Raw genomic sequence first — 26203 nt, 5'->3', positions numbered from 1 at the left:
TCTTCCCTCTCCCTTTTGGGGAGAGGGCCAGGGTGAGGACACCAGACCGCACCCTACTTAACCCTTTTCCCCTTCAGCAATTTCCGCACCCACAGTCGGTTCGGATTAAGCCCCGCGAGCGTAACCCTGTCCAGCGGAACCGGCTCATCGCTCATTTGCGCGGCTAGCACTTCAGCCAGCAATGGCGCGGAGCATAATCCCCGCGAGCCTAAGCCACCCAACATAAACAGTTCCGGATAAACGGGCGCACTTACCGCCGTTTCTTTGTTGTCTGCAAGATCCTGATAGACTTCAAGCGTGGCGTCATAGTCCGGCACGTTTCCCGCCATCGGCAGGTGATCGCGGGTCGCGCAGCGTACGCCGCAGCGCGCCTGACCCTCACTGACATCAACCTCTTTCGCCCACGACGCATTCGGGAAACAGTCGAGCAGGCGCTGGCGGTTTTGCTGCTGATCCGCTTCGCTGTACTGCATATCTGTTTCACCGCGATGATAGCTGGCACCGATGCAGTGATGGCCGTTGGACGGATTTTGCGGCGTCGCGTAGCCGTCGTAACACAGCACCTGACGCAGTTTGCTCAGTTCGGGCGCAGTGGGGATATGGCTCACCTGGCCGCCGACTGGATAAACCGGCAATGACGCTGTCTGGGTAAACTGAGTGATGTGATGTCCGTTGGCCAGTACAACGCTGGCATGCTGCGACGCTTTGCCGTCAGCAAAACGCAGTTCCCAGTGCGCAGTGCGACTTAGCGATTGAACCTTGTGGGCATAATGCACTGTCAACCCACGCGACTGCCCGAGGGCTATCGCCGCAGAAGTCAGTTCAGCCGGACACAGCCAGCCGCCGAGTGGATACTGAATTCCGCCGCAGCCGGTGTCGACGCCAGCGGTCTCAGCAACCTGCTGAGCCGTCACTGCATGGGCGATGGTTTCCGGCAGCCCCAGCGACAGCATTTGGGTGATTTTCTGTTGGCTCTTCTCATCCCAGCCCAACTGCGTCACACCGCACCAGTCGTGGTCGAACGCAACCGGCAGGCTATCGTAAAGGCGACGAGCAAACGTAAACGCAGCCGGGAAGAACTGGAACAGTGCGGGATCGTGTGAACTTAATAAGGGATAAAGCGCGCCCTGACGGTTGCCTGATGCACCCATCGCCGGTGCCTCGTCAGCGCAGTAGAGCGTCACCTGCCAGCCACGGTGCAGCAGCGCCAGTGAGAGCAGGGCGCTGGCAATACCTCCGCCCACAATGGCGACCTCACGCGACGCACTGGGGCGGCGAGCAAACCAGGGTGCCTGTGCCGGGATCGCCAGATCCTGCTCCATCACCCCCACCAGCATGTCGCGCTTGCGGCCAAAGCCTTTGGTTTTCCGCATGGTAAACCCCGCCTCCTGCAACCCACGGCGGACAAAGCCCGCCGAGGTGAAGGTGGCAAGCGTCGCGCCCGGGCGTGCCAGACGTGCCATGGCGCTGAACAGGTGCGGGCTCCACATGTCCGGGTTTTTGGCGGGCGCAAAACCGTCCAGGAACCAGGCGTCCACTTTCTGATGCATTGAGTCATCGAGCTTATCGGTCAGGTCGTTAATGTCGCCAAGCCACAGGTCGAGCGTGACGCGTCCGTCGTCCAGAATCAGACGATGACAGCCGCCGATAGCCGGTGGCCACTGGGCCTGAAGCTGTTCCGCCCAGTGGGCAAGCTCCGGCCAGCGCTGATGGGCAAGCCGCAGATCGTGCGCGGTAAGCGGAAATTTTTCGAAACTGATGAAATGTAATCTTTGTAAGGTAGCTTCGGGGTGTGCAGCGCGAAACTGGTCGAAGGCCTGCCAGAGGGTCAGAAAATTCAGCCCGGTGCCGAAACCGCTCTCCGCGACGACAAACAGGCTGCGCGGATGCTCAGGGAAGCGGGTGCTGAGATGATTTCCTTCGAGGAAGACATAGCGCGTCTCTTCCAGTCCGTTATCATTAGAAAAGTAGACGTCATCAAAATCTCGGGAAACAGGTGTACCCTCAGCGTTGAATTCGAGGTTGGCAGGTTGTATGGCGTTTTGTTTCACGTAAGTTACTCGTCCGACAGGCAGTGGCACGATCTTAGCGATGTGAGCCCATCGGTGCAAATTTCCACAGAAAATCGCTGATCGGACTTGTTCGGCGTACAAGTGTACGCTATTGTGCGACTCGAAACTTTTTATAGTGCGACTTACAGAGGTATTGAATGAAACGTGCAGTGATTACTGGCCTGGGCATCGTTTCCAGCATCGGTAATAACCAGCAGGAAGTCCTGGCATCTCTGCGTGAAGGACGCTCCGGGATCACTTTCTCTGAAGAGTTTAAAGATTCTGGAATGCGTAGCCACGTATGGGGTAACGTTAAACTGGATACCACCGGTTTAATTGACCGTAAAGTGGTTCGTTTCATGAACGATGCCTCTATCTACGCCTATCTTTCCATGCAGGAAGCGATCAAGGATTCTGGTCTGAGCGAAGACGCTTACCAGAACAACCCACGCGTGGGCCTGATTGCAGGCTCCGGCGGTTCCTCTAAAGCTCAGGTGTTCGGTGCTGACGCCATGCGCAGCCCGCGCGGCCTGAAAGCGGTCGGTCCATATGTTGTGACCAAAGCCATGGGTTCAGCGGTTTCCGCGTGCCTGGCAACGCCGTTCAAAATCCACGGTGTGAACTACTCCATCAGCTCTGCATGTGCGACCTCCGCACACTGTATCGGTAATGCGGTTGAGCAGATCCAGCTGGGCAAACAGGACATCGTATTTGCTGGCGGCGGCGAAGAGCTGGGCTGGGAAATGGCCTGTGAGTTCGACGCGATGGGCGCACTGTCCACCAAATACAACGAAACGCCAGACAAAGCATCCCGTACCTATGATGCACACCGCGACGGTTTTGTTATCGCTGGCGGCGGCGGTATGGTTGTGGTTGAAGAGCTGGAACACGCGCTGGCGCGTGGCGCGCACATCTACGCTGAGATCGTGGGCTACGGCGCAACGTCTGACGGCGCTGACATGGTTGCTCCATCCGGCGAAGGCGCGGTGCGCTGCATGAAGATGGCGATGCACGGCGTTGATACCCCAATCGACTACCTGAACTCTCACGGCACCTCTACGCCGGTAGGCGACGTGAAAGAGCTGGGTGCGATCCGTGAAGTGTTCGGCGACAACAGTCCGGCTATCTCTGCAACCAAAGCCATGACCGGTCACTCTCTGGGTGCGGCGGGTGTGCAGGAAGCGATCTACTCTCTGCTGATGCTGGAAAACGGTTTTATCGCGCCAAGCATCAACATCGACGAGATGGACGAGCAGGCGGCAGGCCTGAACATCGTGACCGAAACCACCGAACGTGAGCTGACGACCGTTATGTCCAACAGCTTCGGTTTCGGCGGCACCAACGCCACGCTGGTGATGCGTAAGCTGAAAGCGTAAGCGTTTGAAGATATAGTAGAAGGGAGCCACGCGGCTCCCTTTTTTTATGCCTGAACACGGAGTTATGCATGAAGGCTGTTACCCCTGAGAAGAGCGCTCCTTCCGGGAACCTTTCCCTTTTCCGCATCGCCTTTGCGGTGTTTCTGACCTACATGACCGTTGGTCTGCCGCTGCCGGTGATCCCCTTGTTCGTTCACCAGGAGCTGGGCTATGGCAACACCATGGTCGGTATTGCGGTGGGCATTCAGTTTTTAGCGACGGTATTAACCCGGGGCTACGCCGGTCGCCTCGCGGATCAGCACGGCGCAAAACGCTCGGCGTTGCAGGGCATGTTTGCCTGCGGGCTGGCGGGGGGAGCCTGGCTGCTGGCGGCGCTGTTGCCGATAGATGCAGCGTATAAATTCGCGCTGCTGGTGGCAGGGCGCCTGATCCTCGGCTTTGGCGAAAGCCAGCTGCTGACCGGCACCCTGACCTGGGGAATGGGGCTGGTGGGACCTGCGCGTTCCGGAAAAGTGATGTCCTGGAACGGGATGGCGATTTACGGCGCGCTGGCGGCAGGCGCACCACTGGGGCTGCTGATCCACAGCCAGTTTGGTTTTGCGGTGCTGGCAGGCACCACCATGGTATTACCGCTGCTGGCGTGGGCGTTTAACGGTTCGGTGCGTAAGGTGCCCGCCCATAAAGGCGAGCGTCCTTCGCTGTGGAGCGTGGTGGGGCAAATCTGGCAACCGGGGCTTGGGCTGGCGCTTCAGGGAGTGGGCTTTGCGGTTATCGGTACCTTCGTCTCCCTCTATTTCATGAGCCGCGGCTGGGCGATGGCGGGCTTTACGCTGACGGCCTTTGGCGGCGCGTTTGTATTGATGCGCGTGCTGTTTGGCTGGATGCCGGATCGCTTTGGCGGCGTGAAGGTGGCGGTGGCGTCACTGGTCATTGAGACCGTGGGTCTGGTACTGCTCTGGCAGGCGCCGTCCGCATCCGTTGCGCTGCTGGGTGCGGCGTTAACCGGCTGCGGCTGTTCGCTGATCTTCCCGGCGCTGGGCGTTGAAGTGGTGAAGCGCGTCGCTCCGCAGGTGCGCGGCACGGCGCTAGGCGGCTATGCGGCGTTTCAGGATATCTCTTACGGCATCACCGGGCCGCTGGCGGGGCTGCTTGCAACGTCGTTTGGCTATCCTTCCGTATTTCTCGCCGGTGCGGTGTCAGCGGTGGTGGGGATTGTGGTGACGCTGGTGACGTTTCGCAGGTCGTAGTTTTTGCCCGGTGGCGCTCCGCTTACCGGGCCTACAACCGCGCGAACCGTAGGCCGGGTAAGGCGTAGCCGCCACCCGGCAGTTTTAAGCAACCAGCCAGAAAATCGCCAGCGCAATCAGCAACGCGATAAACATCAATCCCGGACGGGCAGAAAGCGTCTTGAACGTGTCAACAACGGGGGCAAACAGCGGGTTGTAGATCGGCTGTATGTTTCTTACCTCCGGTACACCGCCTTCCCGCTCGGCGCGGCGAATGAAGATCTGATTCAGTAAATCCTGTACCTGCGCGGTGGTCAGCACGGTTTGCGGTGTCGCCTGCCAGCTCTGCTGGGCGTAATCCCGGATCATATCGAACTCGTGCGGTTCCAGCGGTTGTTTCAGTGCCGCCTGTACGCTGTGCAGGGTCGGAGCGCTCTGGGTGCTGAGCGTCTGACGCGCCTGGAGCCAGGTGACCAGATGGGTAAACTGTTTTGCCGGGATCATCTCGCCCGCTTTCACACCGGAAAGTTCCAGCATGGATTGCCAGATAAGCTTTGTCGGTTCGCCGGTGGCGGCAGCCAGCTTAGTGACCATCTGCTTGAGCGTATTATGCTCCGCAGGCTGTAATGGCCGCTCTGTAGACGGGCGCTGTTGCGGCTGCGGGATAGAAAGCTGATTGCTTTGCAGCAGGGTCAACACGGTTTTCAGCTGTTCCGGCGAAAGCTGGCTCAGGGCGGTATGACCGTACTGTTGACGGATAAAATCACTCACTGCCTGACGATTATTCCCCTGGCCCAACAGCTCGGTCAGCTGCGAGATAATCTGGCGGGTAGTATGTTGCTGCTGTGCGCTGGTAAGACGCTGGTTCAGGTTTTGTTCGGCGGCAGGGAAATGGCGCGACTGTAGCGGCGCATCGTTTCTGACGCCCAAATCGTGCTTAACGCCGGCCCATACCTCTGCGTTTTGCTGTGAGGTCAACGCAATAAGACGCGTGATAAGACGCTCCAGTACGGTGCGTTGCTGCGTGGAGAGCGGTTGTTCGCCTGGCGTGTTGGGCGTTACGGGGCCTTCACCCGGAGGGCGCGGAGGCGTACCTGAAATGGGCTGCATCGTCAAAAATCCTTAAAGTCAAACTCTGCGTAACCGGGCGGAGATATATGCCCGGCGGCGAGATTATGGCACACTTGGCAGGTTTACTTCCTCTCAAACAGGTACTCAGACGTGAAAATCCTCGTTGATGAAAATATGCCTTACGCCCGTGAGCTGTTCAGCCGCCTGGGTGAGGTTAAGGCTGTCCCTGGTCGCCCGATTCCGGTCAGCGAACTGGACGATGCAGACGCCCTGATGGTGCGCTCGGTGACCAAAGTAAATGAGGCGCTGCTCACCGGCAAAGGGGTTAAATTTGTCGGGACGGCAACGGCCGGGACCGATCATGTGGATGACCAGTGGCTTAAGCTGGCGGGGATTGGTTTTTCCGCGGCGCCAGGCTGTAACGCCATTGCCGTCGTGGAATATGTATTCTCCTCGCTATTGATGCTGGCCGAGCGCGATGGTTTTGCGCTGAAAGACCGCACCGTCGGGATTGTGGGTGTGGGCAACGTGGGCGGACGTCTGCAAAAGCGTCTGGAAGCCTGGGGCATCCGCACTCTGCTGTGCGATCCGCCGCGTAAGGATAACGGCGATGAGGGCGATTTCCGCACGCTGGATGAGCTGGTCGACGAGTGCGATGTCATCACCTTCCATACGCCGCTCTTTAAAGAAGGGCCGTACAAGACTCTGCACCTGGCCGACGAAAAGCTGATCCGCCGTCTGAAGGCTGGCACTATTCTGATAAATGCCTGCCGGGGACCGGTGGTGGATAACGCGGCGCTGCTGACATGTCTCGACGAGGGACAAGATCTTAGCGTCGTACTGGACGTCTGGGAGCCAGAGCCGGATCTCAACGTCGCATTGCTGAATAAGGTGGACGTGGGTACCGCGCATATCGCGGGTTATACCCTTGAAGGCAAAGCGCGTGGCACAACCCAGGTGTTTGAGGCTTACAGCGCCTTTATCGGCCATCCGCAGCAGGTCGCGCTGGATACGCTGCTGCCCGCCCCGGAATTTGGTCGCATTACCCTTCATGGACCGCTGGATGAGGCAACGCTGAAAAGACTGGTGCATTTGGTGTATGATGTGCGCCGCGATGACGCGCTGCTGCGTAAAGTGGCGGGTATTCCGGGTGAGTTTGACAAGCTGCGCAAAAATTACCTTGAGCGCCGCGAGTGGTCCTCCCTGTATGTGATGTGCGATGACGCCCCCGCGGCGGCGCTGTTGCATCAGCTGGGATTTAACGCCGTTCACCACCCGGCACGTTAATGTCTTCTTAATGCTCCCTGTCGGATATTCCGGCAGGGACGCTTTTTTATTTCTGGAGTAAACCACCATGTCTGAAGGCTGGAACATTGCCATTTTGGGTGCCACTGGCGCCGTGGGCGAAGCCCTGCTTGAAACCCTTGCTGAGCGTCAGTTCCCGGTGGGCGACATTTACGCGCTGGCGCGTACCGACAGCGCAGGAGAACATCTGCGTTTCGGCGGGAAATCCGTGATGGTGCAGGATGCCGCCGCGTTTGACTGGACACAGGCTCAGCTGGCGTTTTTTGCCGCAGGTGCGGAAGCCACGGCATCCTACATTGAAGAAGCGACCAATTCAGGATGTCTGGTGATCGACCTGAGCGGCCTGTTCTCCCTGGAGCCGGATGTGCCGCTGGTGGTGCCGGACGTCAACCCGTTTGTGCTGGCTGACTACCGCAACCGCAATATCATTGCAGTACCGAACAGCCTCACCAGCCAGCTGCTGACCGCGCTGAAGCCGCTGATCGACGACGGTGGCCTGTCGCGTATTTCCGTGACCAGCCTGCTGTCAGCCTCCGCTAACGGCAAAAAAGCCGTAGACGCACTGGCAGGGCAGAGCGCGAAGCTGCTGAACGGTATCCCGATCGACGAAGATGATTTCTTTGGCCGCCAGCTGGCGTTCAACATGCTGCCGCTGCTGCCGGATCGTGAAGGTTCGGTGCGGGAAGAGCGTCGTATCGTCGATGAAGCACGCAAAATTCTGCAGGATGACGGTCTGATGATCTCCGCGAACGTCGTGCAGTCTCCGGTCTTTTACGGCCACGCGCAGATGGTCGGGTTTGAAGCCCTGCGTCCGCTGGCGGCTGAAGAAGCCCGCGACGCGTTTGGCCGCGGAGAGGACCTTGTCCTGTCCGAAGAGAGTGAATTCCCGACGCAGGTGGGCGACGCTACCGGCAGCGCGCATCTCTCTGTGGGCTGCGTGCGTAACGATTACGGTATGCCTGAGCAGGTGCAGTTCTGGTCCGTTGCCGACAACGTGCGTTTTGGCGGCGCGCTGATGGCGGTCAAAATCGCGGAAAAACTGGTGCAGGAGTATCTGTACTGATGTCAGATGTGGAACAAAAGCCGGTCCACAGAATTGCCCTCGGCATTGAATACGATGGCAGTAAATACTATGGCTGGCAGCGGCAGAATGAGGTGCGCAGCGTCCAGGAGAAGCTGGAGAAAGCGCTCTCTCAGGTGGCGAATGAACCGATAAGCGTCTTCTGTGCGGGCCGCACCGATGCCGGCGTTCACGGCACGGGACAGGTAGTGCATTTTGACACCACCGCCGTGCGCAAAGACGCGGCCTGGACGCTGGGTGTAAATGCGAATTTGCCTGGTGACATTGCCGTGCGTTGGGTGAAAGCTGTGCCGGATGATTTTCACGCGCGTTTCAGCGCGACGGCGCGGCGCTACCGTTATGTCATCTACAACCAGCGCCTGCGCCCGGCGGTGTTAAGCCAGGGCGTGACGCATTTTTATGAACCGCTGGATGCAGAACGTATGCAGCGTGCGGCGCAGTGTCTGATTGGAGAGAATGATTTTACGTCGTTTCGTGCGGTGCAGTGTCAGTCCCGTACGCCGTGGCGTAACGTCATGCACATTAACGTCAGTCGTTATGGCGCGTATGTGGTGGTGGATATCAAAGCCAATGCCTTTGTACATCATATGGTGCGGAATATTGTAGGCAGCCTGATGGAAGTGGGCGCCGGACACCAGCCGGAGAGCTGGATTGCAGAACTGCTGGCAGCGAAGGACAGAACGCTTGCGGCAGCAACGGCGAAAGCGGAAGGTCTGTATCTGGTTTCGGTGGATTACCCGGACCGGTTCGACCTGCCAAAACCGCCAATGGGCCCGCTGTTTTTAGCGGACTAAACAAAGGCGCAATTAGGGCTTAGACAATATGGACGTAATACGTTTTCTGATTGATTTCATCCTGCACATTGATGTTCACCTGGCGGAGCTGGTCGCGCAGTACGGCGTCTGGGTATACGCCATTCTGTTCCTCATTCTGTTCTGTGAAACCGGCCTTGTGGTTACGCCGTTCCTGCCGGGAGATTCACTGCTGTTCGTGGCGGGCGCGTTATCCGCACTGCCAACGAATGACCTGAATGTCCACCTGATGGTCGTCCTGATGATCATCGCCGCGATTATTGGTGATGCGGTCAACTACACTATCGGGCGGGTGTTTGGCGAGCGGTTGTTCAGTAATCCGGACTCGAAGATTTTCCGCCGCAGTTATTTAGATAAGACCCATGCGTTCTATGAGCGCCATGGCGGTAAAACCATTATCCTTGCCCGTTTTGTGCCTATTGTGCGCACATTTGCACCGTTTGTGGCGGGAATGGGTCACATGTCCTATCGTCATTTTGCCATGTACAACGTGGTGGGCGCCCTGCTGTGGGTACTGCTGTTTACCTATGCGGGCTACCTGTTTGGCGATCTGCCGGTGGTTCAGGAAAACCTTAAGTTACTGATTGTAGCGATTATTGTGCTTTCCGTTCTGCCGGGTGTGATCGAAATTATTCGTCACAAACGCGCGGCGGCAAAACAAGCGAAGTAAATGCACGCTGGCGGTTCGACCACTTTTTTATCCAAAGTTTCGGGCTGTTATGTTTTAATGTGCAACATTCATGGTCTGTTGGAGGCAAAAATGGCATTATTCGCCTCTTACAGCAAAACTGGCATACGACCAGGTTCAGGCAGAAAGGTTATCAATGAGCTGGATTGAACGAATTAAAAGCAACATTACCCCAACGCGTAAAGCGAGCATTCCTGAAGGGGTATGGACGAAGTGTGATAGCTGCGGCCAGGTTCTGTATCGCGCAGAGCTGGAACGCAATCTTGAGGTGTGTCCGAAGTGTGACCACCATATGCGTATGTCGGCGCGCAACCGCCTGCATAGCCTGCTGGACGAAGGTTCTCTGGTAGAACTGGGCAGCGAACTGGAGCCAAAAGATGTGCTTAAGTTCCGCGACTCCAAAAAATACAAAGATCGTCTGGCCTCTGCACAGAAAGAGACCGGCGAGAAAGACGCGCTGATCGTCATGAAAGGCACCCTGCATGAGATGCCGGTGGTTGCCGCCGCGTTTGAGTTCGCCTTTATGGGCGGCTCAATGGGCTCTGTGGTTGGTGCGCGTTTCGTGCGTGCCGTTGAGCAGGCGCTGGAAGACAACTGCCCGCTGATCTGCTTCTCTGCCTCCGGTGGCGCACGAATGCAGGAAGCGCTGATGTCCCTGATGCAGATGGCGAAAACCTCTGCCGCGCTGGCGAAAATGCAGGAGCGCGGTCTGCCGTACATCTCGGTACTGACCGACCCAACCATGGGCGGCGTTTCTGCAAGCTTCGCGATGCTGGGCGACCTGAACATCGCTGAGCCAAAAGCGCTGATCGGCTTTGCCGGTCCTCGCGTTATCGAGCAGACCGTACGTGAGAAACTGCCGCCGGGCTTCCAGCGCAGTGAGTTCCTCATTGAGAAGGGTGCTATCGACATGATCGTCCGCCGCCCGGAGATGCGCCTCAAACTGGCAAGCGTCCTGGCGAAGCTGATGAATCTGCCGTCGCCGAGCCCGGACGAGCCGCGCGAAGGCGTGGTGGTACCGGATCAGGAACCCGAGGCCTGATAACTGAAAAGGGCAGGGCCAAATGGCGCTGCCCTTTTGCTTTCTAAACCGTTAATGACAACCGGGCATCATGGAAAATAAAAGCATTCCTCAAGCCACGTCGCCCCTGGCCGCGTGGCTTTCTTATCTGGAAAACCTGCACAGTAAAACTATCGACATGGGCCTTGAGCGCGTAAGCCAGGTTGCCGCGCGCCTTGACGTGCTGAAACCTGCGCCTTTCGTGTTTACCGTGGCCGGCACTAACGGTAAAGGCACCACCTGCCGCACGCTGGAATCTGTCCTGATGGCCGCCGGTTATAAGGTAGGCGTTTACAGCTCGCCGCATCTGGTGCGCTACACCGAGCGCGTGCGGGTGCAAAACACCGAGCTGGCCGAATCGGCCCATACGGCGTCGTTTGCCGCTATCGAAGCCGCGCGCGGCGATACCTCATTAACCTATTTCGAATACGGCACCCTGTCGGCGCTGTGGCTGTTTAAGCAGGCGCAGCTGGACGTGGTGATCCTGGAAGTGGGGCTGGGCGGGCGTCTGGATGCCACAAATATGGTAGATGCGGATGTCGCCGTCATCACCAGCATCGCGCTGGATCACACCGACTGGCTGGGGCCCGACCGCGAAAGCATTGGTCGTGAGAAGGCCGGTATTTTCCGGGCCAATAAGCCTGCCGTGGTTGGCGAACCGGACATGCCGCATACCATCGCTGAAGTGGCGAAAGAGAAGGGGGCTCGACTGCTGCGTCGCGGCGTGGACTGGCAGTATGAGGTGCAGGACAACGGCTGGCGCTTTAGCGACGCACAGGGCGTACTGGAGAATCTGCCGCTGCCGCAGGTGCCACAGCCTAACGCGGCGACTGCGCTGGCAGCCCTGCGCGCCAGCGGATTAGCGGTAAGCGAGCAGGCAATCCGCGATGGCATTCAGAACGCACTGTTACCGGGACGTTTTCAGATTGTGAGTGAGTCACCGCGTCTGATTCTGGATGTTGCACATAACCCGCATGCGGCGGCGTACCTCGCAGGACGTCTCAAATCGTTACCAAAAACCGGGCGCGTGCTGGCGGTTATCGGTATGCTTCATGATAAAGATATCGGCGGCACGCTGGCCTGCATGGAGAGTGTGGTCGATAGCTGGTATTGTGCTCCTCTGGAAGGGCCGCGCGGCGCGACTGCTGAGCAGTTGATGGAACATCTCGGCAAAGGCGAAATCTACAGCAGTGTGGTTTCGGCCTGGCGTGCCGCGATGGCGGAGGCTAAACCAGAAGATACCGTGCTGGTGTGTGGGTCATTCCACACGGTGGCACATGTCATGGAAGTGATGGACGCGGGGAGAACCGGTGGCGAGTAAGTTTCAGAACCGTTTAACAGGAACCATTGTGCTGGTCGCGCTCGGGGTGATTATTCTCCCGGGATTGCTCGACGGGCAGAAAAAGCATTACCAGGATGAATTTGCGGCCATTCCGCTGGTACCCAAACCGGGCGATCGCGACGAGCCCGATATGCTGCCAGCGGCAACGCAGGCGCTGCCAGCCCAGCCGCCTGAAGGCGCAGCGGAAGAGGTGCGCGCAGGTGATGCAGCCGCACCGTCTCTTGACCCGTCGCGTCTGGCGACGAACAATAACATCGAGATTGATCCGGTGCCGGTAGAACAGCCTAAGCCTGTTGAGAAGCCGAAACCGGTGGAGAAGCCGCAGCCGAAACCGCAGCGGGATAAAGCGGCCGAGCAACTGGCAGCCGCTTCAGAAACGCCACCGCCGGCGAAACAGGACGCGGCCCCTACCGGCAAAGCCTATGTCGTTCAGCTCGGTGCATTGAAAAATGCAGATAAGGTCAATGAGATTGTGAGTAAACTGCGCGGCGCGGGATACCGTGTTTATACTTCACCCACCACGCCGGTACAGGGTAAAATTACCCGTATCCTCGTGGGGCCGGATGCGTCTAAAGATAAGCTCAAAGGTTCGCTTGGCGAGCTGAAGCAAATCTCCGGCCTGAGCGGTGTGGTGATGAACTACAGCGCAAACTGATAAGGCTCCCCTCACCCCGGCCCTCTCCCCAAAGGGGAGAGGGTGCAAATAATTCCCTCTCCCCTTTGGGGAGAGGGTTAGGGTGAGGGGGAGAAAGCAGACGTCCACAGAGACGTCAGGCGGAGGGGCGTTGAGCATTTTTTCAGCGCCTTTTTTATTTACGCGTGGGAAGGAAATCCCTACGCAAACGTTTTCTTTTTCTGTTAGAATTCGCCCCGAACTGGATGACAGGGCGTTTAATCGTGGGACACATATGGTCTGGATTGATTACGCCATCATTGCGGTGATTGGTTTTTCCTGTCTGGTTAGCCTGATCCGTGGCTTTGTTCGTGAAGCGTTATCGCTGGTAACCTGGGGTTGTGCTTTCTTTGTTGCCAGTCATTACTACACTTACCTGTCTGTCTGGTTCACGGGCTTTGAAGATGAACTGGTCCGAAACGGAATCGCCATCGCGGTGCTGTTTATCGCGACGCTGATTGTCGGCGCTATCGTCAATTACGTGATAGGTCAGCTGGTCGAGAAAACCGGTCTGTCAGGAACGGACAGGGTGCTCGGCATCTGTTTCGGCGCGTTGCGAGGCGTGCTGATTGTGGCCGCGATCCTGTTCTTCCTGGATACCTTTACCGGGTTTTCCAAAAGTGAAGACTGGCAAAAATCGCAGCTCATTCCGGAGTTCAGCTTCATCATCAGATGGTTCTTTGACTATCTGCAAAGCTCGTCGAGTTTCTTGCCCAGGGCATAAACCCTGAGATGTGGCTTAACGAGGAAAAGACGAATGTGCGGTATTGTCGGTATCGCCGGTTTCATGCCGGTAAACCAGTCGATTTATGACGCGTTAACGGTGCTTCAGCACCGTGGGCAGGATGCTGCGGGTATCATCACCATTGATGCAAACAACTGCTTCCGTTTACGCAAGGCGAACGGCCTGGTAAACGATGTGTTTGAAGCCCGCCATATGCAGCGTCTGCAAGGTAATATGGGGATCGGTCACGTTCGTTATCCTACTGCTGGCAGTTCCAGCGCCTCTGAGGCTCAGCCTTTTTACGTTAACTCCCCGTATGGCATCACGCTTGCCCACAATGGCAATCTGACCAATGCCCACGAGCTGCGTAAAAAGCTGTTTGAAGAGAAACGTCGCCACATTAACACCACGTCTGATTCTGAAATCCTGCTCAATATCTTTGCCAGCGAGCTGGATAACTTCCGCCATTATCCGCTGGAAGCAGACAACATTTTTGCCGCCGTTGCCGCGACTAATCGCCAGATCCGTGGCGCGTACGCTTGCGTGGCGATGATTATCGGTCACGGCATGGTGGCCTTCCGCGATCCAAATGGCATTCGCCCGCTGGTGCTCGGCAAACGTGACCTCGGCGATGGCCGTTCCGAGTACATGGTTGCCTCCGAAAGCGTGGCGCTGGACACGCTGGGCTTCGAATTCCTGCGTGATGTCGCGCCAGGCGAAGCGGTCTACATCACCGAGAAGGGCCAGCTGTTTACCCGCCAGTGCGCCGACAATCCGGTGAGCAACCCGTGCCTGTTCGAATACGTTTACTTCGCGCGTCCGGACTCGTTCATCGACAAAATTTCCGTTTACAGCGCGCGCGTCAACATGGGGACGAAGCTGGGCGAGAAGATTGCCCGCGAGTGGGACGATCTCGACATCGACGTCGTGATCCCAATCCCTGAAACCTCCTGTGATATCGCGCTGGAAATTGCCCGTATTCTGGACAAGCCGTACCGTCAGGGCTTCGTGAAAAACCGCTACGTTGGCCGCACCTTTATCATGCCGGGCCAGCAGCTGCGTCGTAAGTCCGTACGTCGTAAGCTGAACGCTAACCGTGCCGAGTTCCGCGACAAGAACGTGCTGCTGGTGGACGACTCCATTGTGCGCGGCACGACGTCTGAGCAGATCATCGAGATGGCGCGTGAGGCCGGGGCGAAGAAAGTATATCTCGCCTCCGCAGCGCCGGAAATTCGCTTCCCGAACGTGTATGGCATTGATATGCCAACCGCTAATGAGCTGATTGCGCATGGCCGAGAAGTGGATGAGATTCGCCAGATCATCGGGGCCGATGGCCTGATTTTCCAGGATCTGAACGATCTGATCGATGCGGTGCGCGCCGAGAACCCGGATATTCAGCAGTTCGAATGCTCGGTATTCAATGGGATCTACGTGACAAAAGACGTAGACCAGCAGTATCTCGACTACCTTGATTCTCTGCGTAACGACGATGCGAAAGCCGTCCAGCTGCAAAACGATCTCGAAAGCTTAGAGATGCACAACGAAGGTTAATGCTCCGGCAAGTGAGGGGGCTCGCCCTCACTTGCAACTCCCCGTAAAATCCTGCACAGTCAGCCCTGAAATCAGCAAGGGCAAAAATCATGAAACGACTCATTGTAGGGATCAGCGGTGCCAGCGGCGCGATTTATGGCGTCCGGCTGTTACAGGTGCTGCGTGACGTTGCTGGCGTAGAAACCCATCTGGTGATGAGCCAGGCGGCGCGTCAGACCCTCTCTCTTGAAACCGATCTCTCTCTGCGCGACGTTCAGGCGCTGGCTGATGTTGTCCACGATGCCCGCGATATCGCCGCCAGCATCTCTTCGGGCTCGTTTAAAACGGCCGGCATGGTTATTTTGCCCTGTTCGATTAAAACCCTCTCCGGTATCGTAAACAGCTATACCGACACGCTGGTGACGCGTGCGGCGGACGTGGTGCTGAAAGAGCGTCGTCCTCTGGTGCTCTGCGTGCGGGAAACGCCGCTACACCTGGGACATCTGCGTTTAATGACGCAGGCAGCCGAACTGGGAGCTGTGATAATGCCGCCGGTCCCCGCGTTCTATCATCGTCCACAAACGCTGGACGATGTCATCAACCAGACCGTTAACCGCGTGCTGGATCAGTTCGATATAGACCTGCCGGAAGATCTCTTTACCCGCTGGCAGGGGGCGTGAAGCTGTGCACAAGCAAGGTGCATGAAATGACTGTTTGCCCTGTTTCAGGGCAAAACTGCAACCGCGATCATATCCTCGACATTTAATTCGCTTTTTCCCTTTTTCTCTTTCCGGTTCGTTCGGCAGACCTGCTATCTTTCACCATTAAGGCAGTATCGCAACGTTTTATTAACATATTTAACGTCGTAGTTTTAACCCGACGACAATGTGGCATAAGACCTGCAAGAGCAGCCTGCAACACAACACACAACATAAACCATAATAAAATCACGGTTCTTGAGGGTAAATGTATGAAGAAGACGGTTCTGGCTCTGTCTTTGCTCGTGGGCTTGAGTGCAGCAGCAAGTAGCTATGCAGCGCTACCACAGACAGTTCGTATCGGTACAGACGCAACCTACGCGCCATTCTCCTCCAAGGATGCGAAAGGCGACTTCGTGGGGTTTGATATCGATCTGGGAAATGAGATGTGCAAACGTATGGAAGTGAAATGCACATGGGTGGGCAGTGACTTTGACGCGCTGATCCCGTCGCTGAAAGCCAAGAAAATTGATGCCATTATCTCTTCTCTCTCCATCACGGAAAAACGTCAGCAGGAGATCGCCTTCTCAGAGAAGCTCTACGCTGCCGACTCACGTTTGATTGCCGCGAAAGGCTCGCCAATCCAGCCGACCATCGACTCGCTGAAAGGCAAACATGTTGGCGTGCTTCAGGGCTCGACCCAGGAAGGTTACGCCAATGCTAACTGGCGCGAGAAAGGCGTCGATGTGGTCGCTTACCAGAACCAGGATCTGATCTACTCTGACCTGGCGGCAGGCCGTCTGGATGCCGCGTTTCAGGATGAAGTCGCCGCGAGCGAAGGCTTCCTGAAACAGCCTGCGGGTAAAGAGTACGCCTTTGCCGGCCCGTCGGTGAAAGACAAAAAATACTTTGGCGACGGCACCGGTATTGGCCTGCGTAAGGATGATACCGAGTTGAAAGCCGCCTTCGACAAAGCGTTTAATGAGCTGCGTAAAGACGGTACCTACGACAAACTGGCGAAGAAATACTTTGATTTCAACGTCTACGGTGATTAATACCTGAATGAGATGCACTGATGTGGTGCATCTTTAGGGGAAGTGTTCCAGTATGGTGCAAGCAATGCACCATATTGGACCGCCGTGTGCATAGTTAAGCATTTTAAATGCAAAAATTCCCGTTCAGAGGCATTAATCTTTGCCTGAGTGAGGGGATTAATGGCACATTAACGGCACCCCGTAGTCGTAAAATCTCGTATTTAGACAGTTTGTTGAGGACAGATATGAAAAAACTGGTGTTGTCACTTTCTCTGGTACTGGCCTTTTCCAGCGCCACCGCAGCATTCGCAGCCATTCCGCAGAAAATTCGTATTGGGACTGACCCAACCTACGCGCCTTTCGAATCGAAAAATGCGAAGGGGGAACTGGTCGGTTTTGACATCGATCTGGCTAACGAGCTGTGCAAACGCATTAAAGCGCAATGTACCTACGTTGAAAACCCGCTGGACGCGCTAATCCCGTCCCTGAAAGCGAAAAAAATTGACGTGATCATGTCCTCCCTGTCTATCACCGAAAAACGTCAGCAGGAGATTGCCTTCACGGACAAACTCTACGCGGCTGACTCACGTCTGGTGGTGGCGAAATCCTCTGACATTCAGCCAACCCTTGAATCTCTGAAGGGCAAACGCGTGGGCGTGTTGCAGGGTACGACGCAGGAAACCTACGGTAACGAGCACTGGGCGCCAAAGGGGATTGAAATTGTCTCTTACCAGGGTCAGGAAAACATCTACGCAGACCTGACGGCAGGCCGTATTGACGCGGCATTCCAGGATGAAGTGGCGGCAAGCGAAGGCTTCCTGAAACAGCCTGTGGGTAAAGATTACAAGTTCGGGGGTCCGTCCATTAAGGACGAAAAACTCTTTGGCGTTGGTACCGGTATGGGCCTGCGGAAAGAAGACAACGAACTGCGTGAAGCCCTGAACAAAGCGTTCGCCGAGATGCGCGCGGACGGCACTTACGACAAGCTGGCGAAAAAGTACTTCGATTTTAATGTTTACGGCGGCTAATCGCCCCGTCTGATAACGTGCGGCCCCTCCCGTTGCGGGAGGGGAAAAGACACGGTTCTACCACTCACGAGACGACAGGGCACGCGGTATGCTGTACGGATTTTCTGGCGTTATTTTACAGGGCGCGCTTGTCACCCTTGAGCTGGCTATCAGCTCCGTGGTGCTGGCGGTGCTGATAGGCCTGGCGGGCGCGGGGGCAAAGTTATCCGCCAACAGACCGCTGGCGCTGATATTTGAAGGCTATACCACGCTGATTCGCGGCGTGCCTGACCTGGTGCTGATGCTGCTGATCTTTTATGGCCTGCAAATCGCACTTAACGGCGTCACGGATGCCATCGGCATGGATCAGATCGATATCGACCCGATGGTGGCCGGTATTATTACCCTTGGTTTTATCTACGGTGCTTATTTCACTGAGACCTTTCGCGGCGCTTACATGGCTGTGCCGAAAGGGCACATTGAAGCGGCGACCGCCTACGGTTTTACCTCCTCACAAACGTTTCGCCGGATCATGTTCCCGGCCATGATGCGCTACGCGCTGCCGGGCATCGGTAACAACTGGCAGGTTATTCTCAAGGCAACGGCGCTGGTCTCCCTGCTGGGTCTGGAAGATGTGGTGAAGGCCACGCAGCTGGCGGGTAAAAGTACCTGGGAACCGTTCTATTTTGCGGTGGTCTGCGGCGTAATCTATCTGGTCTTTACGACCGTCTCCAATGGTGTGCTGCTTCTGCTCGAACGTCGCTACTCCGTGGGTGTGAAGAGGGCTGACCTGTGATTGAGATTATTCAGGAGTACTGGAAATCCCTGCTGTGGACGGATGGCTACCGCTTTACTGGCGTGGCGATCACGCTGTGGCTGCTGATCTCCTCGGTGGTCATGGGCGGCATTCTGGCGGTGTTCCTCGCCATTGGCCGCGTGTCGAACAATAAATTTATCCAGTTTCCGATCTGGCTGTTCACCTACGTGTTTCGCGGTACGCCGCTGTACGTGCAACTGCTGGTGTTCTATTCCGGAATGTACACGCTGGAGATCGTGAAAGGCACCGAGATGCTGAACGCGTTCTTCCGCAGCGGTCTGAACTGTACGGTGCTGGCGCTGACCCTCAATACCTGCGCCTATACCACCGAAATCTTCGCCGGGGCCATTCGTTCCGTGCCGCACGGTGAGATTGAGGCGGCGCGCGCGTATGGCTTTTCCTCCGTAAAGCTCTACCGCTGTATTATTTTGCCTTCAGCGCTGCGCATTGCGCTGCCGGCGTACAGCAACGAAGTGATTTTAATGCTGCATTCGACGGCACTGGCGTTTACCGCCACGGTGCCGGATCTGTTAAAGATTGCCCGCGATATTAACTCTGCCACCTACCAGCCGTTTACGGCGTTTGGCATTGCGGCAGTGCTCTATTTGATCATTTCTTACGTCCTGATCAGCCTGTTCCGTAAGGCTGAAAAACGCTGGTTGCAGCATATAAAACCGTCGACGCACTGAGAATTTATGATGGCTGAGAACAAATTAAACGTAATTGATTTGCACAAGCGCTACGGCGAACATGAAGTGCTGAAAGGGGTGTCGCTGGAGGCTAACGCGGGCGACGTGATCAGTATTATCGGCTCATCAGGTTCGGGTAAAAGTACCTTCCTGCGCTGCATCAACTTCCTCGAAAAGCCGAGCGAAGGATCGATTGTGGTGAGCGGACAGAACATCAACATGGTCCGTGATAAAGACGGTCAGCTTAAGGTGGCGGATAAAAACCAGCTGCGCCTGCTGCGCACACGCCTGACCATGGTATTCCAGCACTTTAATCTCTGGAGCCACATGACGGTGCTGGAGAACGTGATGGAAGCGCCGGTTCAGGTGCTCGGCTTAAGCAAGCAGGAAGCCCGCGAGCGTGCGGTGAAATACCTGGCGAAAGTGGGTATCGACGAGCGGCAGCAGATCAAATATCCGGTGCACCTGTCAGGGGGACAGCAGCAGCGTGTTTCCATCGCCCGCGCGCTGGCGATGGAGCCGGAAGTATTACTGTTTGACGAACCGACTTCCGCGCTGGATCCTGAACTCGTTGGCGAAGTGCTGCGCATCATGCAGAAGCTGGCGGAAGAGGGCAAAACGATGGTGGTGGTGACGCACGAGATGGGCTTTGCCCGTAACGTTTCTAACCACGTTATCTTCCTGCATCAGGGCAAGATTGAGGAGCAGGGTCATCCGGACGAGGTGCTGGCGAACCCGCAAAGCCCGCGTTTGCAGCAGTTCCTGAAAGGCTCGTTGAAGTAGGTTTGGCCTTTCTCCCTCTCCCTGTGGGAGAGGGCCGGGGTGAGGGCATCAGGCCGCAGAGCCGCCCAATTGCCCGGTGGCGCTTCGCTTTCCGGACCTACAAAAACCGTAGGCCGGGCAAACGCAGTGCCGCCCGGCATTCAGACCGCACCACACTCCAGCCGATACACCCAGTCGTCATACCGTACGCCGTCAATCTCATACGCCTTTTCCAGCACCTGCGTACGCACAAACCCCGCTTTCTCCAGTACCCGCACAGATCCGCCGTTGTCCGCCAGCACGTACGCGTTAATCGCTTTTACGCTGGTCTGGCTAAACGCATACTCACATACCGCGCGCAGCGCCTCGCTGGCGATGCCTTTTCCCTGTGCGGCAGGCACAACCGTGTAGCCGATATCCGCCTCTTCACGGTTCTCAGGGCTGATTTGCAGGCCGATATCGCCCAGCGGCGTATCGTCATTCTGAAAACGAATCACGAAAACATGCTCCGCCATCAGACGTGCGGCAAACACGCGTCGGGTCTCTTTTTCGGGTGCAATAGCGGCCATATAGCGCATGATGTCGCGGTTTTCGCGCAGCGAGCGGAAGAACGCCCAGTCAGAGGGTTCGAAAGGGGTGAGGTGAAGCCGGGGAGTGGTGATGGTTGCCATTGTTACGCCATTCCGATGAAATTGGCTTATTACCTTAACACCGGAATGTAACTGGCGGACAGAATGGATTTTGGTGATGGAGGTTAGCGTTTGGTCCTCATTAACTGAGAACGATCAACATAGTTGCCATATTGATCGTAGTAGCGACTGGGCCAGATCGACGCCGCATCTTTTTCTAGTGCCTCCGCGATGATCTTTTCCCCCTTGGGCCACGGCCTGGAGAGCGCGTTTGCAAGAGTAGAAGAACTCAAACCAGCCTGGCGGGAAAGAGCTGCCAGTGAAAGTTTACGCTTATGGAGCATGGCGATGATATCCGCTGGGTGCATGTCCTGATCTCTATTCATATATTTTCCTTTATATATAATTTTGTTCAAATTGCAGACACAAATGCTAAGTAATACTTAGTGTAATTTCAATAACGGAATACCAGAATCATGACTCTACTTCCAGATTTTGAAGAGTTATCATGCTTCCCCATCGACTTAAAGCGGCTAGGCTGAAAGCCGGACTATCACAGCAAAAACTTGGGATCCTCGCGGGGATTGATGAAGCGACTGCTAGCGCACGTATGAACCAGTATGAAAAGGGGATCCACACGCCTGATTTCGTACTGGCGTGTAAATTGGCTGAGGTGCTGAATATCCCGGCTTGTTATTTTTATACTGTTGAGGATGATTTGGCTGAGTATATTTACACTTATCTTATTAAATAAATTTTAATTAGGAATCGAGTTATGAGAATAGAGCAGAGATTAAAGCAGCTTGCTGAAGGTAACCCTAATTACTCATTATTAGGGCGCAGTGGGAATTTGATAAAAAATTATTATCAAGAGCGCTTAATACAGTATCAAGAGATTTCCCTCATTACAGTTTACATGACGCATCACATTCATCCACAATAATTACACAAATAGAGAAAGTTATTTCTCCAAATATTTATAAATTGACCGCAACAGATTGTTGGTTGCTGTTAGAGTCTTGCTACTGGCATGATGCCGGTATGGTAATTACTAATGAAGAAAAAAAGGAACTCTTAAGAGATCCGTCATTTCATTTTTATCTTGAGGAGTTATCCCAAAATGAAAGTGAACTATCAAAACATGCAAAAGAAATATTACAACGTAAAAATGAAAATGATATCATAAAAGCACTTTCTATATCTAATTCTTTGACATTTGTTTTAGCTGATTATTTCAGGAAATTACACGCAGATAGATCTGGACACTTTGTAAAAGAACCATCAAAGATAAATGTATTTTCACCTAGAACTTCATTAATTCCACAAAGGCTGTTTAATTTTGTGGCGCAAATAGTTCAGTGCCATGGAAGAAATCCCGATGCCATTTTGGAGCTTGCAAAGTATAATGATGGAATGGATGCAGAAGATTATGCTCACCCTCGATATATAGCAGCTTTATTAAGAATAGGAGATCTATTGGATATTGATGATGGCAGGTTTTGCCCTACTTTATTAGCAAATATTGGGAATGTACCTGTTTCCTCTAAAAATCATCAAGAAAAACATGCATCAATAAAACACTTATTTATAAATAGCGAAGTAATTGAAATAAAAGCTGAGTGCGAACAATATGGAGCATATCACGCACAACAAGGTTGGTTTAATTATATACAAAATGAATTCGATTATCAGAAGAGGGTTTGGAATGAAATAGTTCCCGATAGTGATTTCAGGGCTTTGCCGACCATCGGTATACTTGAGTGTAGAATAAAAGACTATATAGCTATTGATGGCAAAGTACCAAAAATAACTTTAAATCCTAAACGAGTTTATGAATATATTACAGGCTCTCAGATATATAGTGAGAAATATCCTTTCGTTCGTGAATTGTTACAAAATTCTATTGATGCAACATATTATAAAGTTTGGGATGAGCTGATTTCTAATAGCAGTTTATCTCATGATGATGTAAAAGATCGAGAGTTTTTTATAAATGAATTAGAGAAATATAAAATAGAATTGTTAATTGAAGAATATGACAGTGAAGAAGGTGTGAAATTTAATAGTTTCATTATTAAAGATTTTGCCCTTGGCATGGATATTAATGATATAAGGAAGATTCTAGTAGTAGGATCGGAGTCAGTTGAATTAATAAAAAAATTAAATAGAACAATGCCAGATTGGGCAAAGCCGTCTGGATATTTCGGTATTGGCCTTCAGACAGTTTTTAAATTATGTGATGAGGTTGTAATTAAAACTAGGAAAAAGGAAAATCCTTGCTATGAAATAAAGGTTATAAATAATGCCGATAATGAATTCTTTGATATCTCAATAAAAGAATTGGATGATAGACGATTTGAAGGAACTGAAATCAAATCAATTTTTAAAAGCAAAAATGAGAATTTTATAAATTACAGAGGTCGCCGTATTGAAAACTATGAAGATCCATTGCTTTTAGAACAAAAAAACGATTTTTATCAAAATGTAATGCAGATGTTAACCTCAGATTTTAAAAAGTCCCATATTCCATTAATAATCAATAAAACTAAATTAGAAAGGAGAGTTGACGTTGAAAATAAAGAAGGTAATGTTTTTATGTCAGACTATTCTCTTGGTGCAGATTTTAGCATAAAAATAAACATGGAAGATTACATTTTTGCTAATCTAACCTTCAAATATAAAGGCGTTGAATTTGATACAAGTTTTAATGTTAAATGCTTGGTTGGCGAACTGGATATTTTCAAAAACAGTGCTGGATATTGGTTAACGATAGATAGAAAAAAAGGTCGAACAGACAGGCATAAAGAAATTGAAGAAATCATCACTTATATACTTGAGAATCATTCATCAAACTTGAGGGAAAATACTAAAGATGATAAGTTATCTGATTTTTATTTATATTCCGTGACTGGAAAGTCTATTAACTATGAATGGAAACAATATGAGATAAATGGGATAAAATTAGAGCAGTATATATCTGGTGAAAACGATCTGTTTGTTTATGAACACAAATATGGTTTTTTATATAATACTAAATTTAATGACATTGATTTGAATGTCATGCAAATACTGTCTGGTATTTTCAAAAAAGAATCATTATCTCTAGTTGTTGAAGAATATTATGGCGATTTGCCATTTGATCAATCTGAAAGCTATGATGAAGATGATGGTATTGGTTTTATATTCAAATTTAAAAATGATGGGTTAAAAACTTTTACCTGTCCGTCAGCATTATTAAGAAAAGAAATTGAGTTGAATGTTTCTGAACCACCTACGAGAAGATTAATTCCGTGCTATAACGAATATTACAGCGACATATCTATTTGTGAGGGAGATATACCATTAAATATTAATGTTGGCTCATCTTTCAATCGTTGGGTTGATAAGTTCATGTTCACGCCAATGATTTCTTCACCTTCAAGTGAGTTTGATTTGGAACAGCAGTTATCTTTACTTTTAAATTTTTATATATCATTAAATATATTAAGTTGTACTGAGGATAGTTTCAAGGCTAAATATAAAGAGTGTTGGCTTGAGTTGGGGTTTATTAATTAACATTAAAAACGAAATAAGCCTCAGTTAATTTACTATTAGCATTGAGGCTTAAATGATATTATTAGACTACATCCCCCAGCGCCTCTTCTAAATCATACCAGCGGAAGGCAAACCCGGCCGCTTCCAGCCGTTTTGGCAGCGCGCGCTGGCCGCCCAGCACCAGCACCGAAGATTCGCCCATCAACAGCCGAATCGCCGTCGCAGGCACGCGCAGTACCGCCGGGCGATGCAGGGCATGACCCAGGGCGTGAGCAAACTGTTCATTACGTACGGGGTAGGGAGATACCATGTTAAACGGCCCGCGCAGGTCGTTATCCAGCAGCCAGAGAATACCGTTGACCATATCGTCGATATGGATCCACGCCAGATACTGACGACCGTTGCCGATGGGCCCGCCAAGCCCCATTTTAAACGGCGGCAACATTTTACCGAGAATACCGCCTTTCGGAGCAAGCACCACGCCGGTGCGCAGCAGGCAGACGCGGGTGTTATCGCTCTGCGCCCCGCAGGCGATACGCTCCCACTGGGCGCAGAGTTTATGGGTAAACTCGTTGTGCGGCGGCTCTTCTTCGGTCACCACCACTTCACCAAGATCGCCATAGTAGCCTGTTGCAGAGCCGGAAATCAGCACCGAGGGCGGCATCTCGCTGTTACGAATCAGCTCAACCAGCTTTTCAGTCATGTTCCAGCGGCTGCTGCATAAACGCTGTTTTTGCTCTTCGGTCCAGCGTTTATCAGCGATAGGCTCGCCTGCGAGGTTGATGACGGCGTCAAAGCCGTTCAGATCCTGCCGTTCCGCCAGGCCTTTCCAGATCTCAACGCCGGTGCCCAGCACCTGGCGCGCTTTCTCCGGGCTGCGCGTGACCACGGTAATGTCGTGATGCAACGCCTGCAAACGTGGAATGAGATGGCGACCAATCAGCCCCGTACCGCCGGTGAGCAGGATCTTCATACAACCTCCAGGTTTACGCCTGCCGCTGCCAGCTTAACGTCATGGAGACGGAGTCGGCGTAGCGCAGGGCGTGAAGTTTATCGATCTCCACTTCAGCATAAGTGACCCAGTGGTGTTCGCGTGCGATGTCGAGCACATCCTGAGTTAATTTTTCCAGTAGCGCAAAACGGTTGTTCTCAACGTACTGGATGATGCTTTTGGTGATCGTGCGATAGTTCAGCGCGTCATTGATGTCTTCGCTGGCGCGCGCCTTGTCTGCCGGGTAATGGATCACGACATTCACCACGATATCCTGGCGATTCGCGATCTCCTCCTCTTTGATACCAATGAATGTGCGTAAGCGAAGGTTTTTTATACGAATAATAGCGTCATGCTGGGACATTGCAGGTCTTCTCCGTGTCAGTATTTTTACCTCATCATACATGAGGAGAACACCTGCACCCAACGGGGCACAGGCTCAAATCTGATGGATTTTTTGCATGGCGCGTTCGGTTGCCGGGCGGGTCCGGATGCGCTCAAACCAGTTGTTCACCGCCGGATAAGTGGCCAGGTCGATCCGGTGGCGTTCATGGGTGTTGATCCACGGCCAGCAGGCGATATCTGCGATGCTGTAATGCTCACCTCCCAGCCATGGTGATTTTTCCAGCCGACGGTTCAGGACCCCGTACAGGCGCTGGGTTTCGACCTGATATCGCTCAATGGCGTAAGGGATCGTCTGCGGCGCATAGGCGGTAAAGTGATGATTCTGCCCCAGCATCGGCCCCAGGCCGCTCGACTGCCAGAATAACCATTGCAGCGTGTGATGACGCTCGCGCAACTCACCGCTCAGGAGCTTGCCGGTTTTCTCTGCCAGATAGAGCAAAATCTCTCCAGACTCAAACAGGCTTAACGGTTTGCCGCCGTCAGAGGGCAGGTTATCAATGATGGCCGGAATTTTATTGTTGGGCGATATGGCCAGAAAAACGGGGCGGAACTGGTCGCCTTTACTGATATCAACGCGAATGATCCGGTAGTCCACGTCGGCTTCTTCAAGAAAAAGGGTGATCTTATGGCCATTAGGGGTGGGGGCATAATAGAGATCTATCATTCTCAACTCCTGTCAGTGCGAATAGTGTTGCCAT

26 protein-coding genes are annotated in these 26203 nt (G+C 53.5%); 19 read left to right on the top strand and 7 right to left on the bottom strand.

Annotation, left to right across the window (positions count from 1 at the left end; translation table 11 throughout):
* Nucleotides 1-53 precede the first annotated feature (53 nt).
* Nucleotides 54-2051, bottom strand: a complete 1998-nt coding sequence (gene mnmC, locus ACQG03_RS15125; RefSeq protein WP_023300645.1) for a bifunctional tRNA (5-methylaminomethyl-2-thiouridine)(34)-methyltransferase MnmD/FAD-dependent 5-carboxymethylaminomethyl-2-thiouridine(34) oxidoreductase MnmC — start codon at nucleotides 2049-2051, stop codon at nucleotides 54-56.
* A 158-nt stretch (nucleotides 2052-2209) separates the two neighbouring features.
* Between mnmC and fabB the strand changes: the two genes are divergently transcribed.
* Nucleotides 2210-3427 (top strand): beta-ketoacyl-ACP synthase I, encoded by a 1218-nt coding sequence (gene fabB / locus ACQG03_RS15120; protein WP_022648859.1) that lies wholly within the window; start codon nucleotides 2210-2212, stop codon nucleotides 3425-3427.
* 68 nt (nucleotides 3428-3495) lie between these two features.
* The gene (locus tag ACQG03_RS15115; protein WP_063146674.1) at nucleotides 3496-4674 is read left to right on the top strand and encodes an MFS transporter; all 1179 of its coding nucleotides are present in this window, start codon (nucleotides 3496-3498) and stop codon (nucleotides 4672-4674) included.
* 84 nt (nucleotides 4675-4758) lie between these two features.
* Here the strand turns inward: ACQG03_RS15115 and flk are convergent, their stop codons facing one another.
* A complete protein-coding gene (gene flk / locus ACQG03_RS15110) occupies nucleotides 4759-5763 on the bottom strand; it encodes a flagella biosynthesis regulator Flk (protein ID WP_048965796.1) in 1005 nt (334 codons plus the stop codon).
* Between the two features lie 111 nt (nucleotides 5764-5874).
* Between flk and pdxB the strand changes: the two genes are divergently transcribed.
* From pdxB to hisP, 15 genes are all read left to right on the top strand, one after another.
* Nucleotides 5875-7011: a 4-phosphoerythronate dehydrogenase PdxB gene (pdxB, locus tag ACQG03_RS15105; RefSeq protein ID WP_022648856.1), complete on the top strand. Its 1137-nt coding sequence runs from the start codon at nucleotides 5875-5877 to the stop codon at nucleotides 7009-7011.
* 67 nt (nucleotides 7012-7078) lie between these two features.
* Nucleotides 7079-8092, top strand: a complete 1014-nt coding sequence (locus tag ACQG03_RS15100; RefSeq protein ID WP_023306649.1) for an aspartate-semialdehyde dehydrogenase — start codon at nucleotides 7079-7081, stop codon at nucleotides 8090-8092.
* A complete protein-coding gene (gene truA, locus ACQG03_RS15095) occupies nucleotides 8092-8904 on the top strand; it encodes a tRNA pseudouridine(38-40) synthase TruA (RefSeq protein ID WP_001286071.1) in 813 nt (270 codons plus the stop codon). Before ACQG03_RS15100 ends, truA begins: the two co-directional genes overlap by 1 nt.
* Nucleotides 8905-8932: 28 nt before the next feature.
* Nucleotides 8933-9592: a DedA family protein gene (locus ACQG03_RS15090; RefSeq protein ID WP_006811410.1), complete on the top strand. Its 660-nt coding sequence runs from the start codon at nucleotides 8933-8935 to the stop codon at nucleotides 9590-9592.
* 154 nt (nucleotides 9593-9746) lie between these two features.
* Nucleotides 9747-10652, top strand: coding sequence for an acetyl-CoA carboxylase, carboxyltransferase subunit beta (gene accD, locus ACQG03_RS15085; protein WP_022648854.1), 906 nt, complete (start codon nucleotides 9747-9749; stop codon nucleotides 10650-10652).
* Between the two features lie 70 nt (nucleotides 10653-10722).
* The gene (gene folC / locus ACQG03_RS15080; RefSeq protein WP_063163606.1) at nucleotides 10723-11991 is read left to right on the top strand and encodes a bifunctional tetrahydrofolate synthase/dihydrofolate synthase; all 1269 of its coding nucleotides are present in this window, start codon (nucleotides 10723-10725) and stop codon (nucleotides 11989-11991) included.
* Entirely contained in the window at nucleotides 11981-12667 is a 687-nt protein-coding gene (gene dedD / locus ACQG03_RS15075; protein ID WP_023300639.1) for a cell division protein DedD, read from the top strand. The genes folC and dedD overlap by 11 nt, the downstream gene beginning before the upstream one ends.
* Nucleotides 12668-12920: 253 nt before the next feature.
* Nucleotides 12921-13409: a colicin V production protein gene (gene cvpA / locus ACQG03_RS15070; RefSeq protein WP_000262116.1), complete on the top strand. Its 489-nt coding sequence runs from the start codon at nucleotides 12921-12923 to the stop codon at nucleotides 13407-13409.
* 33 nt (nucleotides 13410-13442) lie between these two features.
* Nucleotides 13443-14960, top strand: coding sequence for an amidophosphoribosyltransferase (purF, locus tag ACQG03_RS15065; RefSeq protein WP_008502595.1), 1518 nt, complete (start codon nucleotides 13443-13445; stop codon nucleotides 14958-14960).
* A gap of 89 nt (nucleotides 14961-15049) precedes the next feature.
* Nucleotides 15050-15619 (top strand): UbiX family flavin prenyltransferase, encoded by a 570-nt coding sequence (locus tag ACQG03_RS15060; protein ID WP_015572254.1) that lies wholly within the window; start codon nucleotides 15050-15052, stop codon nucleotides 15617-15619.
* 290 nt (nucleotides 15620-15909) lie between these two features.
* Nucleotides 15910-16692, top strand: coding sequence for a lysine/arginine/ornithine ABC transporter substrate-binding protein ArgT (gene argT, locus ACQG03_RS15055; protein WP_015572255.1), 783 nt, complete (start codon nucleotides 15910-15912; stop codon nucleotides 16690-16692).
* 224 nt (nucleotides 16693-16916) lie between these two features.
* Nucleotides 16917-17699 (top strand): histidine ABC transporter substrate-binding protein HisJ, encoded by a 783-nt coding sequence (gene hisJ / locus ACQG03_RS15050; protein ID WP_003861421.1) that lies wholly within the window; start codon nucleotides 16917-16919, stop codon nucleotides 17697-17699.
* A gap of 88 nt (nucleotides 17700-17787) precedes the next feature.
* The gene (locus ACQG03_RS15045; RefSeq protein ID WP_006811404.1) at nucleotides 17788-18474 is read left to right on the top strand and encodes a histidine ABC transporter permease HisQ; all 687 of its coding nucleotides are present in this window, start codon (nucleotides 17788-17790) and stop codon (nucleotides 18472-18474) included.
* The gene (locus tag ACQG03_RS15040; RefSeq protein WP_003861424.1) at nucleotides 18471-19184 is read left to right on the top strand and encodes an ABC transporter permease; all 714 of its coding nucleotides are present in this window, start codon (nucleotides 18471-18473) and stop codon (nucleotides 19182-19184) included. Before ACQG03_RS15045 ends, ACQG03_RS15040 begins: the two co-directional genes overlap by 4 nt.
* Nucleotides 19185-19193: 9 nt before the next feature.
* Nucleotides 19194-19967, top strand: coding sequence for a histidine ABC transporter ATP-binding protein HisP (hisP, locus tag ACQG03_RS15035; RefSeq protein ID WP_003861426.1), 774 nt, complete (start codon nucleotides 19194-19196; stop codon nucleotides 19965-19967).
* Between the two features lie 140 nt (nucleotides 19968-20107).
* Here the strand turns inward: hisP and ACQG03_RS15030 are convergent, their stop codons facing one another.
* The gene (locus tag ACQG03_RS15030; protein WP_063163607.1) at nucleotides 20108-20617 is read right to left on the bottom strand and encodes a GNAT family N-acetyltransferase; all 510 of its coding nucleotides are present in this window, start codon (nucleotides 20615-20617) and stop codon (nucleotides 20108-20110) included.
* A gap of 83 nt (nucleotides 20618-20700) precedes the next feature.
* On the bottom strand, nucleotides 20701-20961 hold the full coding sequence (locus ACQG03_RS15025; protein WP_022648846.1) for a helix-turn-helix domain-containing protein: 261 nt from the start codon (nucleotides 20959-20961) through the stop codon (nucleotides 20701-20703).
* 122 nt (nucleotides 20962-21083) lie between these two features.
* On the opposite strand from ACQG03_RS15025, the gene ACQG03_RS15020 reads away from it, so the two are divergent.
* Nucleotides 21084-21329, top strand: coding sequence for a helix-turn-helix transcriptional regulator (locus ACQG03_RS15020; protein WP_022648845.1), 246 nt, complete (start codon nucleotides 21084-21086; stop codon nucleotides 21327-21329).
* A 74-nt stretch (nucleotides 21330-21403) separates the two neighbouring features.
* Nucleotides 21404-24130 carry an HD domain-containing protein gene (locus tag ACQG03_RS15015; RefSeq protein ID WP_426726154.1) on the top strand — a complete coding sequence of 909 codons (2727 nt, stop codon included), beginning with the start codon at nucleotides 21404-21406 and terminating at the stop codon, nucleotides 24128-24130.
* Nucleotides 24131-24191: 61 nt separating this feature from the next.
* On the opposite strand, the gene ACQG03_RS15010 is transcribed toward ACQG03_RS15015, so the two are convergent.
* The 3 genes from ACQG03_RS15010 to yfcG form a co-directional block, all read right to left on the bottom strand.
* Nucleotides 24192-25082, bottom strand: coding sequence for a TIGR01777 family oxidoreductase (locus ACQG03_RS15010; RefSeq protein ID WP_063163609.1), 891 nt, complete (start codon nucleotides 25080-25082; stop codon nucleotides 24192-24194).
* Between the two features lie 13 nt (nucleotides 25083-25095).
* Complete coding sequence (gene folX, locus ACQG03_RS15005; protein WP_003861432.1) at nucleotides 25096-25464, bottom strand: dihydroneopterin triphosphate 2'-epimerase; 369 nt, start codon at nucleotides 25462-25464, stop codon at nucleotides 25096-25098.
* A gap of 75 nt (nucleotides 25465-25539) precedes the next feature.
* The gene (gene yfcG, locus ACQG03_RS15000) at nucleotides 25540-26169 is read right to left on the bottom strand and encodes a GSH-dependent disulfide bond oxidoreductase (protein ID WP_063163610.1); all 630 of its coding nucleotides are present in this window, start codon (nucleotides 26167-26169) and stop codon (nucleotides 25540-25542) included.
* Nucleotides 26170-26203: the final 34 nt, after the last annotated feature.

This window comes from Enterobacter cloacae complex sp. 342H5 (genome assembly GCF_050030905.1).
Classification (GTDB): Bacteria; Pseudomonadota; Gammaproteobacteria; order Enterobacterales; family Enterobacteriaceae; genus Enterobacter; species Enterobacter intestinihominis.
This window is presented reverse-complemented; position numbering and strand designations above follow the sequence as displayed.

Bases quoted from the DNA above. Each gene is read 5' to 3' on its own strand.
- fabB (WP_022648859.1), top strand. From the start codon at position 2,210: ATGAAACGTGCAGTGATTACTGGCCTGGGCATCGTTTCCAGCATCGGT.
- ACQG03_RS15115 (WP_063146674.1), top strand. From the start codon at position 3,496: ATGAAGGCTGTTACCCCTGAGAAGAGCGCTCCTTCCGGGAACCTTTCC.
- flk (WP_048965796.1), bottom strand. From the start codon at position 5,763: ATGCAGCCCATTTCAGGTACGCCTCCGCGCCCTCCGGGTGAAGGCCCC.
- ACQG03_RS15100 (WP_023306649.1), top strand. From the start codon at position 7,079: ATGTCTGAAGGCTGGAACATTGCCATTTTGGGTGCCACTGGCGCCGTG.
- truA (WP_001286071.1), top strand. From the start codon at position 8,092: ATGTCAGATGTGGAACAAAAGCCGGTCCACAGAATTGCCCTCGGCATT.
- ACQG03_RS15090 (WP_006811410.1), top strand. From the start codon at position 8,933: ATGGACGTAATACGTTTTCTGATTGATTTCATCCTGCACATTGATGTT.
- accD (WP_022648854.1), top strand. From the start codon at position 9,747: ATGAGCTGGATTGAACGAATTAAAAGCAACATTACCCCAACGCGTAAA.
- folC (WP_063163606.1), top strand. From the start codon at position 10,723: ATGGAAAATAAAAGCATTCCTCAAGCCACGTCGCCCCTGGCCGCGTGG.
- cvpA (WP_000262116.1), top strand. From the start codon at position 12,921: ATGGTCTGGATTGATTACGCCATCATTGCGGTGATTGGTTTTTCCTGT.
- purF (WP_008502595.1), top strand. From the start codon at position 13,443: ATGTGCGGTATTGTCGGTATCGCCGGTTTCATGCCGGTAAACCAGTCG.
- ACQG03_RS15060 (WP_015572254.1), top strand. From the start codon at position 15,050: ATGAAACGACTCATTGTAGGGATCAGCGGTGCCAGCGGCGCGATTTAT.
- argT (WP_015572255.1), top strand. From the start codon at position 15,910: ATGAAGAAGACGGTTCTGGCTCTGTCTTTGCTCGTGGGCTTGAGTGCA.
- hisJ (WP_003861421.1), top strand. From the start codon at position 16,917: ATGAAAAAACTGGTGTTGTCACTTTCTCTGGTACTGGCCTTTTCCAGC.
- ACQG03_RS15045 (WP_006811404.1), top strand. From the start codon at position 17,788: ATGCTGTACGGATTTTCTGGCGTTATTTTACAGGGCGCGCTTGTCACC.
- hisP (WP_003861426.1), top strand. From the start codon at position 19,194: ATGGCTGAGAACAAATTAAACGTAATTGATTTGCACAAGCGCTACGGC.
- ACQG03_RS15030 (WP_063163607.1), bottom strand. From the start codon at position 20,617: ATGGCAACCATCACCACTCCCCGGCTTCACCTCACCCCTTTCGAACCC.
- ACQG03_RS15025 (WP_022648846.1), bottom strand. From the start codon at position 20,961: ATGAATAGAGATCAGGACATGCACCCAGCGGATATCATCGCCATGCTC.
- ACQG03_RS15020 (WP_022648845.1), top strand. From the start codon at position 21,084: ATGCTTCCCCATCGACTTAAAGCGGCTAGGCTGAAAGCCGGACTATCA.
- ACQG03_RS15010 (WP_063163609.1), bottom strand. From the start codon at position 25,082: ATGAAGATCCTGCTCACCGGCGGTACGGGGCTGATTGGTCGCCATCTC.
- folX (WP_003861432.1), bottom strand. From the start codon at position 25,464: ATGTCCCAGCATGACGCTATTATTCGTATAAAAAACCTTCGCTTACGC.
- yfcG (WP_063163610.1), bottom strand. From the start codon at position 26,169: ATGATAGATCTCTATTATGCCCCCACCCCTAATGGCCATAAGATCACC.